15 protein-coding genes are annotated in these 18,149 nt (G+C 56.7%); 12 read left to right on the plus strand and 3 right to left on the minus strand.

Features of this window, described 5'->3' with window-relative positions:
* Positions 1–30 precede the first annotated feature (30 nt).
* A complete protein-coding gene (locus tag HBA55_RS06270; protein ID WP_166988528.1) occupies positions 31–1,251 on the plus strand; it encodes a DUF3530 family protein in 1,221 nt (406 codons plus the stop codon).
* Positions 1,252–1,263: 12 nt separating this feature from the next.
* On the opposite strand, the gene murU is transcribed toward HBA55_RS06270, so the two are convergent.
* Both murU and HBA55_RS06280 read right to left on the minus strand, forming a co-directional pair.
* Positions 1,264–1,941 carry an N-acetylmuramate alpha-1-phosphate uridylyltransferase MurU gene (gene murU, locus HBA55_RS06275; RefSeq protein ID WP_166988530.1) on the minus strand — a complete coding sequence of 226 codons (678 nt, stop codon included), beginning with the start codon at positions 1,939–1,941 and terminating at the stop codon, positions 1,264–1,266.
* Entirely contained in the window at positions 1,941–3,047 is a 1,107-nt protein-coding gene (locus HBA55_RS06280; protein ID WP_166988532.1) for a phosphotransferase, read from the minus strand. The genes murU and HBA55_RS06280 overlap by 1 nt, the downstream gene beginning before the upstream one ends.
* Positions 3,048–3,239: 192 nt before the next feature.
* Between HBA55_RS06280 and HBA55_RS06285 the strand changes: the two genes are divergently transcribed.
* The 7 genes from HBA55_RS06285 (at position 3,240) to HBA55_RS06315 (ending at position 11,201) form a co-directional block, all read left to right on the plus strand.
* On the plus strand, positions 3,240–5,945 hold the full coding sequence (locus HBA55_RS06285) for an LPS-assembly protein LptD (RefSeq protein WP_166988534.1): 2,706 nt from the start codon (positions 3,240–3,242) through the stop codon (positions 5,943–5,945).
* Between the two features lie 6 nt (positions 5,946–5,951).
* Entirely contained in the window at positions 5,952–7,247 is a 1,296-nt protein-coding gene (locus HBA55_RS06290) for a peptidylprolyl isomerase (protein ID WP_166988536.1), read from the plus strand.
* Positions 7,244–8,242: a 4-hydroxythreonine-4-phosphate dehydrogenase PdxA gene (pdxA, locus tag HBA55_RS06295; protein ID WP_166988538.1), complete on the plus strand. Its 999-nt coding sequence runs from the start codon at positions 7,244–7,246 to the stop codon at positions 8,240–8,242. The genes HBA55_RS06290 and pdxA overlap by 4 nt, the downstream gene beginning before the upstream one ends.
* A gap of 78 nt (positions 8,243–8,320) precedes the next feature.
* The gene (rsmA, locus tag HBA55_RS06300; RefSeq protein ID WP_166988540.1) at positions 8,321–9,169 is read left to right on the plus strand and encodes a 16S rRNA (adenine(1518)-N(6)/adenine(1519)-N(6))-dimethyltransferase RsmA; all 849 of its coding nucleotides are present in this window, start codon (positions 8,321–8,323) and stop codon (positions 9,167–9,169) included.
* 4 nt (positions 9,170–9,173) lie between these two features.
* Positions 9,174–9,569 (plus strand): Co2+/Mg2+ efflux protein ApaG, encoded by a 396-nt coding sequence (gene apaG, locus HBA55_RS06305; protein ID WP_166988542.1) that lies wholly within the window; start codon positions 9,174–9,176, stop codon positions 9,567–9,569.
* Positions 9,570–9,583: 14 nt separating this feature from the next.
* Complete coding sequence (locus HBA55_RS06310; protein ID WP_166988544.1) at positions 9,584–10,390, plus strand: symmetrical bis(5'-nucleosyl)-tetraphosphatase; 807 nt, start codon at positions 9,584–9,586, stop codon at positions 10,388–10,390.
* Complete coding sequence (locus HBA55_RS06315; RefSeq protein WP_166988546.1) at positions 10,362–11,201, plus strand: trypsin-like serine peptidase; 840 nt, start codon at positions 10,362–10,364, stop codon at positions 11,199–11,201. Before HBA55_RS06310 ends, HBA55_RS06315 begins: the two co-directional genes overlap by 29 nt.
* Here HBA55_RS06315 and HBA55_RS06320 read toward each other — a convergent pair.
* Positions 11,176–11,871 (minus strand): NAD(P)H-binding protein, encoded by a 696-nt coding sequence (locus HBA55_RS06320; protein ID WP_166988548.1) that lies wholly within the window; start codon positions 11,869–11,871, stop codon positions 11,176–11,178. The two genes, HBA55_RS06315 and HBA55_RS06320, sit on opposite strands and share 26 nt — an antisense overlap.
* A 500-nt stretch (positions 11,872–12,371) precedes the next feature.
* Between HBA55_RS06320 and HBA55_RS38000 the strand changes: the two genes are divergently transcribed.
* From HBA55_RS38000 to HBA55_RS06340, 4 genes are all read left to right on the plus strand, one after another.
* On the plus strand, positions 12,372–14,150 hold the full coding sequence (locus HBA55_RS38000) for an FAD-dependent oxidoreductase (RefSeq protein ID WP_166988550.1): 1,779 nt from the start codon (positions 12,372–12,374) through the stop codon (positions 14,148–14,150).
* A 1-nt stretch (position 14,151) separates the two neighbouring features.
* Entirely contained in the window at positions 14,152–16,014 is a 1,863-nt protein-coding gene (locus HBA55_RS06330) for a 2-oxoacid:acceptor oxidoreductase subunit alpha (RefSeq protein WP_166988552.1), read from the plus strand.
* A gap of 14 nt (positions 16,015–16,028) precedes the next feature.
* A complete protein-coding gene (locus HBA55_RS06335) occupies positions 16,029–17,081 on the plus strand; it encodes a 2-oxoacid:ferredoxin oxidoreductase subunit beta (protein ID WP_166988554.1) in 1,053 nt (350 codons plus the stop codon).
* 266 nt (positions 17,082–17,347) lie between these two features.
* Positions 17,348–18,145: a substrate-binding periplasmic protein gene (locus tag HBA55_RS06340; RefSeq protein WP_166988556.1), complete on the plus strand. Its 798-nt coding sequence runs from the start codon at positions 17,348–17,350 to the stop codon at positions 18,143–18,145.
* The last annotated feature ends 4 nt before the right edge of the window (positions 18,146–18,149 follow it).

The raw sequence follows: 18,149 nt of genomic DNA on the forward strand, positions 1-18,149 counted from the left end.
GGTCTGGAAACGCGGTGAAAATAACCGGTTATGTCAAAAACTCAATCTGAACTCACTGAAAGCCACCCGTGGCGGTGGCTGGCGCATTGTACTGAATTATTTGCCCTGCTCCCACAGGCATTTGGCGGTCTGTGGGCCAATCTGCCCCGAATCAGCCATGTTGCCCTGTGGTGGGTGCTTGCCCTGGGATATGGCGCCCAGGCACAGGAGCCATCCCCCGAGGACACATCGCAGGCAGAATCCGCCAAGGAAGCCGTTGCTGAACCCAAGGAACCGGAAGAACCACCTCTGTATCAGTCTCGCGAACAGCGCGACATGACCCTGTTGTCCAAGCGCCTGGATCCCAGCAGCCTGGTTTGGCAGGAGGTTGAAGGGCGCCAATTTCTTTCCCTCTACGAACAAGAGCTCACCGGTGATGCGGTGGGGGCGGTTCTGATTCTGAATGCTGAGGGCCAGCACAGCAGCTGGCCAACCACAGTAGAACGCATTCGCTCCAGCCTGCCGGAATATGGCTGGAACACTCTATCCAGTGAGTTGCCAGCCCCGGATGGGTTGTCCATCCCCGAACGCACCCTGCCCGTGCGCCCTCTGTCACCCGCCACGACAACCGAGGGTGCTGACGAACAGGCCGATCCAGCAGATAAGGCCCAGGAAGCCGATAAGCAAGAGCCCCAAAGCGTGGATGCCAGCGATGCCGATACGGGTGCAGCTGGGGCAGTGGCACCAGCTGCACCCGCTGACACAGAAGCGCCTGAGCCACCAAAGATTACCGCGGAGGAGATGGCGCATCTGCGCATTCGCAGTGCCTTTGAATACCTGCACGAGCGGGGTCAGTTTAATGTTGCCGTCATCGGAGCCGGTGTCGGTGCTGTTAGAGCCGCCTGTTATTCACGGGATTTGCCCCAGCGCGTGGCGGGACAACCGCGCTTGATTCGGGCCATGGTGTTTATCAATGCCCGCAATCAAATTGAGGGCACGGACATGAATCTGACCGATTGCCTGCAGGACCCGGAATTGCCCGTGCTGGATGTGTACCTGGGAGATACCCGGCGCGATCAACTGGAGGCGAATCGCCGACTCAAGCACAGCCGGCGCCTGAAAATGAGAAACTACCAGCAGCTGCGACTGCCGCAAATGGCCAGCAATACCATGCTGGGAGAGAACCGCCTGGCGCGTCGGGTCCGCGGCTTTCTGGAGCACAACGCCAAGGGCATCAAGATCGATAACGCCATTATTCGACAACCGCCATAGCGTCCTAGCGTCCTAGCGTAATAAATTGTCCAGTTCGGCAAGCCGCTCCGGGGTACCGATATCCCACCATTGACCGCGAAATACCTCACCGGCGAGCTGATCGTGAGCGATCGCCTCTTCAAAGGCCTCGCGCAGAGGAAAGCTCTGTCTGCGCTCCGTATAGGTGCTGATCAGCTGCGGGCGCAGCAGGCTGATGCCACTGAAGGTAAATCCCGCATCCAATTCGGTATTCAGCAGCAGATGATCACCATGCAGGGTGAAATCACCACTGAGATTGTGTTCGGGGTTCGGCACCAGTACCAGGTGCCCAAGACATTGCTCTGGCAGCTGGCGATCGAGCAATTGCTGCAACGGATAATCCGTCCAGATATCGCCGTTGATCAGCAGGAAGGGCTCCGCACCCAGTAAATCCATGGCCTGCAACAGTGCACCGCCGGTTTCCAGAGGCTCTTCTTCCCGAGACCAGGTGATGTTGACGTCATAATCGGAGCCATCCCCCAGCGCCTCTTCGAGCAGGTGTCCAAGATGGGACACATTGATGATCAACTCCGTCACTCCGAGCTGCGCCAGTCGCTCAATGTGATAAACAATCAGCGGTTTGCCACCCACCGTTAACAGCGGCTTTGGCAATCGATCCGTGAGTGGACGCATGCGTTTGCCCAGGCCCGCCGCCAATATCATCGCTTTCATCAACCTGCGTCCTCTTCGGCTACCGCTTCACCGGCAACGCTGTAGTCGCTGTACCAGTCCTGCTCTTCGCACAAGGGCAGTAAACGCTCCTTGAACCAGTAGCTGAAATCCGCAAACTCCGGGTACTCATCGGCGGCTTCCAGCGTGTAGCGCATCACCAGGGGCAGGTCACGCAGATAACCGGGTTTACCGTCGCGCAGCCATAAACGGGCGAAAATCCCCAACACCTTGATATGGCGCTGCAGCCCCATCCAGTCGAACCAACGCAGGAACCCCCGCTGAGTCACCGGTGCCATCAGCCCCACCTCTACGGCCATATCACCGTAAGTAAGTGCCCACTGCTTGATCTTTTCACGGGGCCAGCGCACATAGCAATCCTTAAGCAGCGACACCAGGTCATAGGTAATGGGGCCACGAACCGCATCCTGAAAATCAATCACACCCGGCGCCTGACCATCGCGGTGAATCAAGTTGCGACTGTGGTAGTCCCGGTGCACCCAGACCTGGGGTTGCTGCAGAGCCGCCGCCTCCAGCTGCAGGTACACATTGTCCAACAGACCATACTCATCGTCACTGAGCTGATAACCCAGCAGCTTGGGAATGAACCACTCATGCAACAGCGACATTTCCTCACGCAGCCGCGGTTGGTCGTAGTTAGGCAGTGTGAGCATGCCATCGCCCTGCGCTGCTGGCATGGTCACCACCGGGCACTGTTGCAGACGCAGCAGGGTCATCATGGCTTCGCCATACAGCTCACCGGCACTGTCATTGTTAAGCACATCGCTGTACAGGCAATCACCAAAGTCTTCAATCAGCAGGAAGCCCCGCTCAAAGTCGGCGGCAATCACATCGGGGGTATGCACCCCCTCATCACGCAAATAGCGTGCAATGGCGACAAAGGCCCGACTGTCTTCGGTCTCCACCGGGGCGTAAACCGCCATCAGCGAAGGGGCCGTTGGTACCCGAAAATAACGACGGAAACCGGCATCACCACTGAGGGGGTTGAGCTCAAGAGGAGAGGGGCAAGCCCACTGGTGAGCCTGGTATTGCTGCTCCACCCAGGCGGCCAATGCCTGGATCGTGCGGGGATCTGGTACCGATGACACTCAGGTTTCCTTATTTTGTGCTAAGCCTGTCGTTGCAGGTGGGGATTCTACCCGAACGCCGCTGCGGGAGGGCAATCAATTTTGCCAATCTCCCGGAAATACCCTGCGCGGTAGCCTAATGGCGGCATCCCAAGTAGAATCAGCGGCCTCTTTATCTACAAAAACAACTTTCTGTACAGGAATGTTCCCTTAATGGCCCCAAGGAAAACGCTGTTGCGGCAGCAAATTCGCCAGGTGATGGCGTCTGGTCTTGCCCCCCGAGCCCCCTGGATTGCCCTGCTCGGCACCCTGGCATCGGCCCAGCCCCTGCACGCCAACGATACTCACGCCCAGTGGAACTGCCAGCCCAGTGCCGATGGCCAGGCCTGGAGCTGTAACACTGTTCAGGTCGAAGGACCCGCATACAAACGCCCGCAACACGCCCGTGGGCGCAGTGCCACTGTCACCAGCGCCCCCGTCGCCACCAATAAACCCCGCCATCTGCCGGCAGCGCAGGTGGACTGGGTAGCCCAGGAGCAGCTCAGCAAAGAGCAGGTCAAATCCATGACACCGGGCTGCTGCGGCCGCTACATTGAACCGCCTTTGACCCACGAAGACGCCGAGCTGGACCCGGCCAAGGCGCCGCTGCGAGCCTCAGCAGATCGATCCGAGCTACTGCAGGAGATCACTGCCGTGCTGGAAGGGGATGTGCTCCTGACCCAGGGGCACAGGAAACTCCAGGCCGACCGCATTGAGCTCAACCAGGAAACCGATATTGCCACGCTGGAGGGTGACATTCGGCTGCGTGAACCCGGCCTGTTGCTTACCGGCTCACGAGCTGAGCTGAATGTGGACCAGGGCTATGCCCATATCGACAACGCCAGCTACCTGGTGCACGAGCAGGAAATTCGCGGGGATGCCTCCCGCCTGTCCCGCCGCAACGATGAAACTCTGGTACTGGAAGGCGGAACCTTTACCCGCTGTGAACCTGACAGCGACACCTGGTACTTGCGCGGTGCCGAGCTGACGCTCGACCCGGTCAATGAGGTGGGCACCGGTCGCCACGTGCGCCTTGAGGTTAAAGGGGTGCCTGTGCTCTACACGCCCTGGATCAGTTTCGCCACCGGTGACCGGCGTACCTCCGGATTTCTGTTTCCGTCCATCAGCTCCTCGGACAGCGGCGGTATCGATATCGCCACACCCTACTATTTCAACCTGGCTCCTGACTACGACCTGACGTTAACACCCCGCTTTATCAGTGACCGCGGCGAAATGCTGGAGGTGGAAACCCGCCATCTGTCGCGCTGGTTTGAGACCAAACTCAGCGGCGCCTACCTGGCCAAAGACGAAGGCGGTGACGATGAGGATCTGCAGGACCTGATCGACGAAGGCCTGATCAGCGAAGAGGAAGCCCGTCCTTACCTGGATGAAGACCGTTGGCTGGTCGCCGTTGATCACCGTGGTGGCTGGGACCAGCCCTGGTATTCCCGTGTTGATTACACCCGGGTCAGCGACGAGGACTATTTCCGCGATTTGGATACCGCCAGCCTGGAGGTCAACAGCCAGACTCATCTGCGCCAGCAGGGCACCCTCGGTTATCGCTCCGATCACTGGCACGGCCAGCTAAGGGCGGAGGAATACCAGACGCTCTCCAGCACCGCGTCCACTCCCTACAAGCAGCTGCCGCGCGTGAATGTGGATGGCCTCTACCAGTTCGGCAGCCTGCAGTTGAGTCTGGGTCACGAATACACTTCGTTTGACCACCGCGACAAAGACTCGGACCAGATTGTCACCGGTGAGCGGGCACGCCTGGAATATGGCCTGCATTGGGACAAGCAATGGGCCTGGGGCTTCTTCAAACCGGGTGTGATGGTCAAGAGCCTCAGTTACGAGCTGGACGATGAGCACCTCGCTGCAGGAGCCAACGATTCCCCCTCTTTCACTGTGCCCCAGGCCAGTGTGGATATGGGCCTCTTCTTTGAACGTGAAGGCGCACTTTTTGGCGACCACTACGTGCAGACCTTTGAGCCGCGCTTGTACTACTTCTACAGCGAGTTTGAAAATCAGGACGAACTGATCGACGCCACCAGCACCGGCGGCGACATCAACTTCGACAGCTCGGATCTGACCTTCACCTACAGCCAGCTGTTCCGCGACAGCCGCTACGCCGGCGGCGATCGCATCGACGATGATGATCGCCTGTCCGTGGGTCTGACCACCCGCTTCCTGGAACCGGCCAGCGGCCGCGAGATGTTCAGCGCCAGCCTCGGTCAGATTATCTATTTTGACGACCGTGCCGTGGACCTGCATCTGCGCAGCGAGGACGTGCTGGCCAATGATCAGCTCGACAGCTCCGAATTTGCCGCCCAGGTATCGGCCCGTATTGGCCAGAACTGGCGCCTCAGCTCTGACGTGATCTGGGACGAGAACAACAGCAACAAGGTGACCCGCGGCAGCGCCAGTCTGCGTTACCGGGACGACCAATGGCGTCTGTTTAACCTGAGCTATCGCTATGTGCGCAAAGACCCTGTGATCGACAGCGGCGATGCCGACGGCGATGGAAACATCAGCGAACTGCTGGACCGCAATATCGAACAGGGGGATATGTCCCTGTCCTGGCCGATCGCGGGCAACTGGAGCATGGTGGCGCGAGCCAATTATGACTTCACCCACAACCGTGAACTTGAGACACTGTTTGGCGTCGAATACAACAGCTGCTGTTATCGCTGGCGCCTGGTGGCACGCCAATGGCTGGATAATGATCTGGTCGATGTCATCGACAGCCTGGACCTGGAGAAAGACCAGGGCATATTCTTTGAATTCCAGCTCAAGGGGCTCGGTGGCATCGGCAATAAAGTAACCGGTATCCTCGCCGACAGTATCTACGGGTACCGAGAGCGCGAACAAAACATAAAGTAATAACCCATGAATAAAAAAACTTTCTTCAAGGGCGCCAAGGCCCTGGGCATTGCCGCCGCTCTGGTGTGCAGCAACATCACTATGGCGCGCACCGTGGCGCTGGATAAGGTCGTCGCCATTGTCGACAACGACGTGGTCATGGCAAGCGAACTCACCCAGCGCATGAGCATGGTGACCGCTCAACTGCAGGCCAACCAGACACAGATGCCTCCGGAGGAAGTGCTGCGGTCGCAAATTCTGGAGCAGCTGGTGACCGAATCGCTGCAGCTGCAGATAGGCCGCCGCGTTGGCATCGATATCAGCGAAGCCGAACTGGACGCAGCCATTGGTCGCATGAAGCAGGCCAATAACCTGACCGACGAACAGTTCGAGCAGCAATTGGCCCAGGATGGGGTCAGCATCAATGGCCTGCGTGAGCAGATTCGCCGCGATATGATCATCGAACAGGTCCAGCGTGGCAGCGTAAACCGCCGCATCAAGATCACTGACCAGGAAGTGGAAAACTTCCTCAAGTCCAAGCAGGGTAAATTCTGGGCATCACCGGATTACAACCTGGGTCATATTCTGGTCTCGCTGCCCTCCACTGCCTCTGCCGAAGAAGCCCGCACCGCTGAATCCAAGGCCGAAGATCTGCACCGCCGCCTGAAAGACGGTGCCGACTTCCGTCAACTGGCCGTGGCCGAGTCCCAGGGGCAAAACGCGCTTAAAGGTGGCGACATGGGCTGGCGTAAGTCCGCACAAATGCCCGATCTGTTTGCCAACGCTATCGAAAATCTGGCAGAAGGCGATGTGACGCCCCCACTGCGCAGCGGCGCCGGTTTCCACCTGCTCAAGCTCTATGGCAAACGCGGTGCCCAGGAGCAACTGATTGAACAATCCAAGGTCCGTCACATCCTGGTCAAGCCCTCCACGATTCTTACCGATCAAGAGGCCGAGGCAAAGCTGGCCGGCATTCGCCAGCAGATTGTCGATGGTGGTGACTTTGCAGCCCTGGCCAAGGAACACTCTGAGGATGTCGGTTCCATGCTCTCTGGTGGAGACTTGGGCTGGTCTCTGCCCGGCAAGTTTGTCCCCGAGTTCGAACGGACCATTAATAGCACGTCTGTAGGCGATATCAGCGAACCTTTCCGCAGCCAGTTCGGCTGGCATATTCTGCAGGTGCAGGAGCGCCGCCAGCAGGACATGAGTGATACGGTTCGCACCAACCAGGCTACTCGCCTGTTGCGCAGCCGCCGCTTTGACGAAGAACGCCTTAACTGGCTGCGTGAAATCCGCGACGAAGCCTACGTAGAGATCAAATGACGCAACGCCTCGCACTGACTCCCGGCGAACCCGCCGGCATTGGCCCGGACCTGGCCATTGCACTGGCCCAGGAGGGCTGCGAAGACGAAATTGTTGTTATTGCCGACCCGGACCTGTTGCGCCAGCGCGCGCAACAATTGGGCCAGCCGCTGCAATTGCGAGAGCTGAATATCAGCGCCGCTCCGCAACCCCTGGCAAAAGGTGAACTGTGCGTTTATCCACTGCCTCTGGCCACTGCCTGCGAGACCGGCCAGCTGAATCCCGCCAACGCGGACTATGTGCTGGAGAGCCTGCGCCGTGCCATTGATGGTTGCCTGGATGGTCTCTTCGATGCCTATGTGACGGGCCCCGTACATAAAGGCGTCATCAATGAAGCCGGCATTGCGTTCAGCGGCCATACTGAATTTCTCGCCGAACGCACTCGCAGTGAGCAGGTGGTTATGATGCTGGCGACAGAAGGGCTCAGGGTTGCTCTTGCCACCACCCACCTGCCTCTCAAAGAGGTACCTTCAGCGATTACTCAGACCAGTCTGAACAAAGTGATCGAGGTGTTGCATCAGGATCTTGTGCAGCAGTTTGGTATTAAGCAACCACGAATACTGGTATGCGGGCTTAATCCGCACGCCGGCGAAGGCGGCCACATGGGCCGCGAAGAAATCGACGTTATAGGGCCCGTACTAAAACAACTGTGCGCTGGCGGCATGGATCTGGTCGGCCCTTTGCCCGCCGACACCCTGTTTACTCCAAAGCTGCTGGACGACGCCGACGCCGTATTGGCGATGTATCACGATCAGGGGCTGCCCGTGTTAAAATTCAAGGGCTTTGGCCAGGCGGTCAATATCACGCTGGGGCTGCCCATGATCCGCACCTCGGTTGATCACGGCACGGCGCTGGATCTTGCCGGTAGCGGTAACGCCAACCCCGGCAGCCTGCAGACCGCCATCAGTTATGCCCAGGGCATGGTCAAAGCCCGCCATGCCGCTAAAAGAGACTGAGGCTAGCTCCGCAGACTTTTCACGTTATACACAAGCTGCCTTGAGTGAATCCGATAAGCAGCTGTTGAAGGAACCCCAATGAACAACGCCAAGCCAGGCATGGAACATCGCGCCCGCAAGCGCTTTGGCCAGAATTTTCTGGAAGACGACAACATCATTCGTCGCATCGTAAAATCCATCCGCCCGAAGGCAGCAGACAATCTGGTGGAGATTGGCCCGGGCAAAGGCGCCATTACCGAGCAGTTGCTGTCCACCTGCCCAACCCTAAACGTAGTGGAACTGGATCGCGACCTGATTCCCGTGTTACTGGCGCAGTTTATTGCCCGCTATCCCGATTTTAAGATCCACCAGACCGATGCCCTGAAGTTTGATTTTGCCACGCTGCTGCAAGACAGTGACGGCAACAATCGCGGCCCGCTGAGAATTGTCGGCAACCTGCCCTACAATATTTCCACGCCACTGATTTTTCATTTGTTGAGTTACCACAGTCAGGTGACCGACATGCACTTTATGCTGCAAAAGGAAGTGGTGGATCGCATGGCCGCACAACCCGGCGCAAAGGCTTACGGACGTTTAAGCGTGATGGTGCAGTACTACTGTAAAGTGGAAAACCTGTTTGATGTACCACCCGAGAGCTTTAACCCCAGACCCAAGGTGGACTCGGCCATCGTTCGCCTGGTTCCGTACACAGAGTTGCCGCATCCGGCCCGTAACGTAAAGCTACTGGAACGGCTGGTAAATACCGCCTTCCAACAGCGACGTAAGACACTGCGCAATTCGCTGAAGCAGTTGCTACCGGCAGAGGCCATTGAGTCCCTGAATATCGACACCTCCATTCGTCCTGAAAATATCACGCTGGCCGAGTACGTTGCCCTTAGCGATAAGCTTGCCGACACGTTAGGCAAAGACGGTGGAGCGAATAGCTGACATCATGACTGAATCTCACAACAACCCAGAAAACCACGGCATTGAAATCAGTGTTAAGCCGGCCTACCTTGCGGATCAGTCGCACCCGGGAAACAATCGCTACGTCTTCAGCTATACGATTACCATCACCAATCAGGGTTCGGAAAACGCGAAGTTAATCAGCCGTTACTGGCACATTGTTGACGGCAACGGCAAGGTGCAGGAAGTCCAGGGAGTGGGCGTAGTGGGGGAACAACCCCACCTGATACCGGGCCAAAGCTACACCTACACCAGCGGCGCCATACTTGAAACCGATACCGGCACCATGGAAGGCCATTACATTATGCAGCGCGATGACGCCGCCTCCTTCCAGGTTGAGATCCCGGTGTTTGCCCTGGTAACTCCCGCCAAATTGCACTAGAGAATTCCTACGCTATGGCCACCTATGCCGTCGGCGACCTGCAGGGTTGCCTCAAGCCACTCAAATGCCTGCTCAAAGAGGTTAGCTTTAACCCTGGCGAGGACAAACTCTGGCTGGTGGGCGACCTGATCAATCGAGGCCCGCAGTCGCTGGAGACATTGCGATTTCTCTATGAAATGCGTGGCAGCGTGGTAGCTGTTCTGGGTAATCACGATTTGCATTTGCTGGCCGTGGCTTATGGTCATCGCCAACCTTCCAAGGGCGATACTCTCGACGAGATTCTGATCGCCGACGATAGCGAAGTGCTGCTGCAATGGCTGCGGCAACAACCTCTGTTGCATCACGACGAGCGACTGGGATTTACCATGGTACATGCGGGTATTCCGCCCAATTGGAGCCTGAAAAAAGCCCGCAAACGTGCAAGCGAACTGGAAGAAGTCATTCGCGGGCACCTGTTCGACGAATTTCTTGGCAATATGTATGGGAATGAACCGGCCTTTTGGGATAAGCGCCTGGAAGGGACCGACCGTTGGCGGGTCATCACCAACTACTTTACCCGTATGCGTTTTTGCAGCGCCGCCGGCCTGTTGGAACTCAGCACCAAGAGCGGCATCGACCAGGCCCCAGAGGGATATGCCCCCTGGTTTTGCCACCCGGACCGCAAGACCCGTAATGATAAAATCATCTTTGGTCACTGGGCCGCACTCGAAGGTTTTACCGCCACACCCAATATCTACGCGCTCGATTCCGGCTGTGTTTGGGGTGGAAAGTTAACCATGATGCGGTTGGAAGATGAACGTTATTTTCACTGCGATTGCTAAATCCCTGATCGAAGGTCTGCGAATAAAAGGGCAGGCAATAATTTACCTGCTTGCCGCAACACTTATCCACTCCAAGCCGTTGCAGGCACTGGACACCACCCCGTTACCCGAGGGCATGGCGCTACCCCATCAACGTCAGGTCATCAATAATCATCGTCCACCCTGGGTATCTATTGGCAACATCAGTATTAACGGCCGACGCTTCTGTACCGCTCTATTGATCGCAGATGATGTCGTCGCTACTGCCGCCCATTGCCTGCACAACCCCATTTCAAACGACTGGTACCCGCCAGAGTATGTGAACTTTCTCGCAGGCTATCGGGCTGGAGATTTTGTTGCCCACCGCCGCGCCCGGCGATTGATTCCGAACCCCCGTTATCGTTTTAGAGAAGATCCAAACCTGGAAACCCTGGCCAATGACTGGGCCCTGGTGCAGCTTAGGGAACCATTGGAATTGGAAAGTCTGGTGCTTGCACAAACCGATCGCCGTTCAGAAACAGATCGAGGCAATATACTTCTCGCGGGTTACCGAGGCGACAGCCGCGAATTACTGACACTGGACAACAGGTGCGGATTGCTCCCCCAGTCAGAATTGCAACTGCAGGGTCTACTCAGTTCTAGCTGCGATGGTTTTCACGGCGATTCGGGCGGTGCGCTGTTGCGCCAGCTCGGGCCAGAAAACTTCGAGCTACTGGGATTACACGTAGGCCGGGTAAATACCGGTGCTAACCAAACCCTGTCACTGGCGGTCCCGGCAGCAATACTGGCTGACGCTCTGCAGCGCCTTACGGAAACACCTCGTCCAGATTAAAACACTGGTGCACGGGCCCTTCTTCGGCACTGACTTCCACCATCTTGGCAGCCACCTGGTCCCCGCGGATGGGACGATAGGAAGATAATCCGGGCAACTTGCACAAGCCCGGCAAGACCTGACTGGCCAGCTTTTCTCCAACACGTGAATCACTGCGTTCGCCTAGCAACAGAGAGGGACGGAACAAGCTGATTCGCTCAAAGGATAAACCCAACACCGCCTGCTCCAGCTCGCCTTTCATCTTCAGGTATGGACTGAAACTGCGGGCGTTGGCGCCGCTGGAAGAAACCAGCAGGTAGTGTTTCACACCTTGTTCGGCGGCCAGTTGTGCCGCGCTTAGCTGGTAGTCCAGATCCACTAGCCGCTGGGCAGCTATTGAGCCTGCCTGCTTGCGGGTAGTACCCAGGCAGGAGAAAAGGCAGTCGCCCTGAAAAAGTTCGCGATGTTTGTGCAGCTGTTCAAAGTCCAAAACATGATTGTCGACTTTAACATTGTCGTGGGAGACAGCCCGTCGAGTCAGGCTAACAACCTTGCCGATGTGATCAGCGGCAGCCAACTGATCAACCAAAGCACGCCCCACGACGCCGGTGGCACCGATCACGATTGCGGTGACTGGAACAGACTCGCTGTCAGGCTCGGGTGGGGATTGCGCTGTGCTGGTTTCTGACATTGGGCACCTTTAGGACCGTTGTGAGGCGCCAAGTATCATGGGTGAACGATTGAGAGTCCAGCCATGAATCGACGTGATCCGCTGGAAATTATATTCACCAAATCCACACAATCTCACACAGTTGATGACCTGGCAGTCATTCTGAAAAAGCACTACAAAAGCTGCACAGCCGTACAATTCCAACTGAACGCCTAGATTTCCACAAATCCGCTACGAGCAAGAGTTAGCACTTACACTTGATCGAATTCCTGATTGAGGCCAACCCTGACTATTGGGAGGCAGCAATCGGACAGGCTTGATGGAGCATGGCCAATCGCGACACTTTATGTGCAAATGCGTCGAAACATGCCGAATGAGCATAGATTTATCAGTTTCGTTATTGTTTTTTATCAGACAATCCGTAAAGTGTAGCAAAACTACAACAATTGATTAGAGAACGAGCGGCCACAAGCTGCGAGTTCATGCCGTGAAGCCTGTAGAGAAGAAAGCTCGGAGGAACAGTGAAACCCACTGATACCGCCAATCCGGAGTACTACCATAAGGTAGTGGATTGCCAATATGCCTGTCCCGCACACACACCCGTCCCTGAATATATCCGTTTAATTGCAGCCGGTCGTTACGACGATGCCTATATGCTCAACTGGGAGTCCAATGTCTTCCCGGGGGTACTGGGCCGCACCTGTGACCGCCCCTGCGAACCGGCTTGCCGCCGCGGACGTGTGGAAGATGAACCCGTTGCCATTTGCCGCCTCAAGCGCGCCGCTGCCGACAATAAGGATGACACCGCTGTCGCTGCGGCCATGCCCAAAATACCCAAAAAGAAAAACGGCAAACGTATCGCCCTGATCGGTGGTGGCCCCGCCTCCCTGACCGTGGCCCGCGACCTGATGCCGCTGGGTTATGAGATCGACCTGTACGACGATCAGCCCGCCGGCGGTGGCTTTATGCGCAGCCAGATTCCCTCCTTCCGCCTGCCCCACGAGGTACTGGACCAGGAGGTGAACTACATCACCGATATGGGCGTCACCACCCATTACAACCACTATGTGGACAGTCTCAAACGAGTGCTGGACGACGGTTATGATGCCGTGTTTGTAGGCACCGGAGCGCCGCGGGGTCGGGATTTGAAGATTCCCGGCCGTGAAGAGGCTGATGCCAACATTCATCTCGGCATCAACTGGCTCAGTTCCGTGGCGTTTGAGCACACCAGCCGCATCGGTAAGAAAGTGATCGTCCTGGGTGGTGGTAATACCGCCATGGACTGCTGCCGGACCTCGCTGCGCCTGGGCGCGGATGACGTTAAAGTGGTTGTCCGCAGCCCCCGCAAGGATATGAAAGCCTCGCCCTGGGAGATCGAAGACTCCGAGCGCGAAGGTGTGGAGATGTACGAGAACCACACGCCGAAAGAGTTTATTGTCGAAAACGGCAAACTGGTGGGCATGCGTTTTGAACTGGTACGCGCCGAGTACGACGAAAACGGCAAACGCTCCCTGATCCCCACCGGTGAGCCCGATGTGATCATGGACTGTGACGACGTCTGCATTGCCGTGGGTCAGGACAACGCCTTCCCCTGGATTGAACGGGATCTGGGTATGGAGTTTGGCAAGTGGGATATGCCGGTGGTGGACGACGTCACCTTCCAGTCCACTTTGCCGAAAGTCTTCTTTGGTGGTGACGCCGCCTTTGGCCCGGAAAACGTGATCACCGCCGTTGCCCACGGCCACCAGGCCGCCATCTCTATCGACCTGTTTGTGCGCGGCAAAAAGGTGGCCGAGCGCCCCGCCCCGGGTACCAATCTGGTGAGCCAGAAAATGGGCATCCACGAGTGGAGCTACGACAGTCCCGTGGTGAACGATGTGCGCTACGTGGTACCCCACGAAGACGTCGGCAAGTCCATCAAGGACCGTAAGCTGGAAGTGGAGCTGGGTTTTGATGTGGCCACGGCCCTGAACGAAGCCCGCCGCTGCCTGAACTGCGACGCCCAAACGGTATTTGAAGAGGTCAAGTGCATCGAATGCGATGCCTGTGTGGATATCTGCCCCACCGACTGCCTGACCTTTACCGAAAACGGTAAGGAAGAAGAGTTGCGCCAGCGCCTCAGCGCCCCGGCCAACAACGCTGACCAGGCCATTTTGGTGTCCGACAAACTGCCCACCCAGCGGGTGATGGTAAAAGATGAGAACGTCTGCCTGCACTGCGGCCTGTGTGCCGAGCGCTGCCCCACCGCCGCGTGGGACATGCAGAAGTTCACCTACCATGTAACCAAAGCGGGGCAGTAACATGAGCAAGAAATTCAATCGCACGCCCCTGGTTAATGACCTGGTGGTGAAGTTTGCCAACGTCAACGGCACCGGTTCAGCCAGTGCCAACAATATGTTCGCCAAGGCGCTGTTCCGGATGGGTTTGTCCGTCAGCCCCAAGAACATCTTTCCGTCCAACATTCAGGGGCTACCCACCTGGTATGAGGTGAGAGTCAACGACAAAGGGTATCTGGGGCGCCGCGATGGCATCGACATTATGGTGTCGGTCAACCCGCAGAGTATGGCCAAAGACATCCAGGAAGTGGTGCCCGGCGGCTACTTCGTCTATGACAACACCAAGCCTCTGGATCCGCGCCTGATGCGTGATGACATCGAGTTTATCGGCCTGCCGTTAACCCAGATCTGCCTCGATGAATACAAGGACGCCCGCCAGCGCCAGCTGTTTAAGAACATCATCTACGTGGGCGCTTTGGCGGCATTGATTAACATCGAGTTTGATGTGCTGACCGGGTTGGTTGCTGACCAGTTCAAGGGCAAGGAAAAACTGATTGCCCCGAACGTGCACGCACTGGAACTGGGTTTCCAGTACGCCAAGAACAACTTCAATTGCCCACTGCATCTGACCCTCGAGCGTCGCGAAAGCAATGGCGACAAGATTCTGATCGACGGCAACGCAGCCTGTGGTTTGGGGGCGGTCTACGGCGGTGCCACCATGGCGGGCTGGTACCCGATCACGCCCTCCACCTCGGTGGTGGAAGCCTTCGAAAAGTACTGTAACCGCATGCGCATCGATCCCGGCACCGGCAAGAAGAACTTTGCCATTGTGCAGGCCGAAGACGAACTGGCGGCCATAGGTATGGTCATCGGCGCCAGCTGGAACGGCGCCCGCGCCTTTACCGCCACCAGTGGTCCCGGCGTATCGCTGATGAGCGAATTTTTGGGGCTGGCATACTTTGCCGAGATTCCCGCGGTGCTGATCGACGTGCAACGCGCCGGCCCCTCCACCGGGATGCCTACGCGTACCCAGCAGTCCGACGTGCTGGCCTGTGCCTACGCCTCCCACGGTGATACCAAACATGTATTGGTGATTCCTTCCACACCGAAGGAATGCTTCGATATGACCGCGCAATCGTTTGATCTGGCGGAACAGTTGCAAACTCCAATCATCATGCTCACCGATCTGGATCTGGGCATGAACGACAATATGTCCGAACCTTTCGAGTGGGACGATGAGCGCCAATACCAGCGCGGTAAAGTACTGGATGCCGATGCGCTGGAAAATATGACCGAACGCTTCGGCCGCTACCTGGATGTGGATGGTGACGGCATTCCATTCCGCACCTACCCCGGTACCCATCCGACCAAGGGTTCGTTCTTTACCCGTGGCACCTCTCGCGATGAATACGCGGTTTACACCGAGGACGGCAGCGCCTATGTGGACAATATGGAGCGACTGCTGAAGAAATTCGAGACTGCCAAGCAGTATGTGCCCGCACCAGAGATTATCAATGCGGAACACGGCAGCAGCGTCGGTATCCTGCATTACGGCACCAGCATGCACGCCACATTGGAAGCGGCCGATCTACTCGCCGACGAAGGCCTGGCGGTGGATACCTGCCGTATTCGCGCCTTCCCGTTTGCCAAAGAGATCGAGGAATTTATCGAACAGCACGACACCGTCTTTATGGTGGAGCAAAACCGCGATGCGCAGATGCGTTCGCTGCTGGTCAATGAGTGTGAAATCGATCCCAAACGCCTTAATAAAATCCTCGGTTACGACGGTATGCCATTGACCGCGCAGTTTATCGTCAACAAGGTCAAACAAAAAACCGCTGTTACCAGCAATGTTAAACCTTTGCGTCGTAAGACTGCGGGCAACTAAGGGAGACTCTCGCGATGACTTATATACGCCCTGAATTCCGTCACCCGGAACTGCCCACCAACGATCTGGGTTACACCAAACAAAACTACGAGGGTTCCATTTCCACCCTCTGCGCCGGTTGCGGCCACGACTCCATCAGCGGCGCCATTGTGCAGGCCATCTTTGAGATGTCCATTCCTCCGCACAATATCGCCAAGATGTCCGGTATTGGCTGCTCCTCAAAGACGCCCACTTACTTCCTGGGCAACTCTCACGGATTTAACTCCGTGCACGGCCGTATGCCATCGGTTGCCACGGGCGCCAATATGGCCAACCGCGACCTGATATACGTGGGTGTTTCCGGCGACGGTGACAGCGCCTCCATCGGCATGGGGCAGTTTGCCCACGCCGTGCGTCGCAACCTCAACATGATGTATATCGTTATGAACAACGGTTGCTATGGTCTCACCAAAGGCCAGGATTCCGCCACCGCCGATGTGGGCTCCAAGAGCAAAAAGGGTATCCCCAACCCGTTCGAAGCCATCGACCTGGCGGCGGTGGCCCTGCAACTTGGCGCCACCTTTGTGGCCCGCAGCTTCTCCGGCGACAAAAAGCAGCTGGTACCGCTGATCAAAGCCGCTATCGCTCACCGTGGTTTTGCCTTTATCGATGTGCTTTCACCTTGTGTGACCTTTAACAATAATCCGGGTTCCACCAAAGGTTACGAGTATGTGCGCGACCATCTGGCGGCTACCAACACGGTTGACTTTGTGCCCATGCGCGAAGAGATCACCGCCTGCTACCCGAACCAGACCAGCGAGGAAGTGACCTTGCACGATGGCTCGGTGGTTCACCTTTGCAAGATGGACGACAAGCTCAATGTGCACAGCCGCCAGTCCGCGTTGAACATGATGCAGGAATACAAGGACGATGGTCGTATCCTGACCGGGCTGTTGTATATGGATCCGGATTCTCAGGAGCTACATGAGAATATTGATTCTGCAAAGAAGCCATTGCGGGGATTGACCGAATCCGATTTGTGCCCCGGCTCCAAGGTACTTGATAATATTAACGAGAGTTTGCGTTAATCGAGAAACATTGTCGCCCCGCTCTGTGGGCGACAGCGGTCGGCACTTTGTGCCCGATCGGTCGCGGTCAGAGCCCGCTGCTACCGGGCCTGCAAGCATTGCTATAGTGATCTCGGTCGGGTTGACTTTGTAGCAGCCCGCTCCGAGGGCGACCGGTTTCCAGTATTATTCTCATTCAAGATGGCGCCCACACAAGAGCTTTGTTCGGCAATTTGGTTTAAGATCCCTATTGTGCAATCTTCTCTCGGCATTGAGGTACCCGCACAATGACGAAGCCACTTTTCCTGCTGCCAGTGCTGGCTCTGTTTGGACTTCTGGGTACTGCCTTTGGCGTCATCGCCAAGGAACCTCAGCGCATCGCCTTCTATGGCTGGCAGGAACACTATCCACCCTACTTCTACCAACGCAATGGCCAACTCACTGGCATTACCGTCGATATACTGAAAAGCGCCTTTGACGAATTGGGCTACGAGGTCGATTTCCGGTTTGTTCCCACCGGAAGGCTCGCCCTGAACATCACCCTGGGTGAGCTGGACTGCGTGATGCAGTATGTGATCAAGGGGCAGCCCCTGACTCGTAATGTAAACACATTTGAAATTTCCTCCGAGCCGTTGTTCACCACCCAGCTGCAGGTGTTTGCGAGACCGAACAGCGACATAGGTTCGCTAAACCGACAACAACTCGGTAACCACCGTATGGGTATTATCCGCACCCCGCAGTTTGGTCCCGAGCAATGGGCGCTGATGGGGCTGGAAATGGCCGACAGGCACTATTACAGTGATTTTCAGCAGGTGATCAAAGCACTCTACAGCGAGAGGGTTGACTTAATCACCATCAATCCTGTGATTATTGAAACCCTGCTTCCTTCCATGGGAATTGCCGCCCGCCCCAAAACCGTACACCCTCTCAACGATGTCGACTCACATCTGGGATTTTCCAGACGTTCTTCAAATATTGATGCCAAGGCATTGGTAAAGCGTTTTGATCAGGCTCTCATTGCTCTGAAAGCGCGCGGGGAAGTGAACAGGATTATCCACAGACACTCCCCCTGGTTACGCCGATAGTGGC

Origin of the sequence: Pseudomaricurvus alkylphenolicus (genome assembly GCF_011683955.1) — a bacterium.
GTDB classification, from domain to species: Bacteria; Pseudomonadota; Gammaproteobacteria; order Pseudomonadales; family Cellvibrionaceae; genus Pseudomaricurvus; species Pseudomaricurvus alkylphenolicus.

Excerpts from the sequence above, each read along its gene's own strand:
- apaG (WP_166988542.1), top strand. The coding sequence starts at position 9,174 with ATGACTGAATCTCACAACAACCCAGAAAACCACGGCATTGAAATCAGT.
- murU (WP_166988530.1), bottom strand. The coding sequence starts at position 1,941 with ATGAAAGCGATGATATTGGCGGCGGGCCTGGGCAAACGCATGCGTCCA.
- HBA55_RS06320 (WP_166988548.1), bottom strand. The coding sequence starts at position 11,871 with ATGTCAGAAACCAGCACAGCGCAATCCCCACCCGAGCCTGACAGCGAG.
- HBA55_RS06335 (WP_166988554.1), top strand. The coding sequence starts at position 16,029 with ATGACTTATATACGCCCTGAATTCCGTCACCCGGAACTGCCCACCAAC.
- rsmA (WP_166988540.1), top strand. The coding sequence starts at position 8,321 with ATGAACAACGCCAAGCCAGGCATGGAACATCGCGCCCGCAAGCGCTTT.
- HBA55_RS06310 (WP_166988544.1), top strand. The coding sequence starts at position 9,584 with ATGGCCACCTATGCCGTCGGCGACCTGCAGGGTTGCCTCAAGCCACTC.
- HBA55_RS06270 (WP_166988528.1), top strand. The coding sequence starts at position 31 with ATGTCAAAAACTCAATCTGAACTCACTGAAAGCCACCCGTGGCGGTGG.
- HBA55_RS06330 (WP_166988552.1), top strand. The coding sequence starts at position 14,152 with ATGAGCAAGAAATTCAATCGCACGCCCCTGGTTAATGACCTGGTGGTG.
- HBA55_RS06285 (WP_166988534.1), top strand. The coding sequence starts at position 3,240 with ATGGCCCCAAGGAAAACGCTGTTGCGGCAGCAAATTCGCCAGGTGATG.
- HBA55_RS06290 (WP_166988536.1), top strand. The coding sequence starts at position 5,952 with ATGAATAAAAAAACTTTCTTCAAGGGCGCCAAGGCCCTGGGCATTGCC.
- pdxA (WP_166988538.1), top strand. The coding sequence starts at position 7,244 with ATGACGCAACGCCTCGCACTGACTCCCGGCGAACCCGCCGGCATTGGC.
- HBA55_RS06340 (WP_166988556.1), top strand. The coding sequence starts at position 17,348 with ATGACGAAGCCACTTTTCCTGCTGCCAGTGCTGGCTCTGTTTGGACTT.
- HBA55_RS06315 (WP_166988546.1), top strand. The coding sequence starts at position 10,362 with ATGAACGTTATTTTCACTGCGATTGCTAAATCCCTGATCGAAGGTCTG.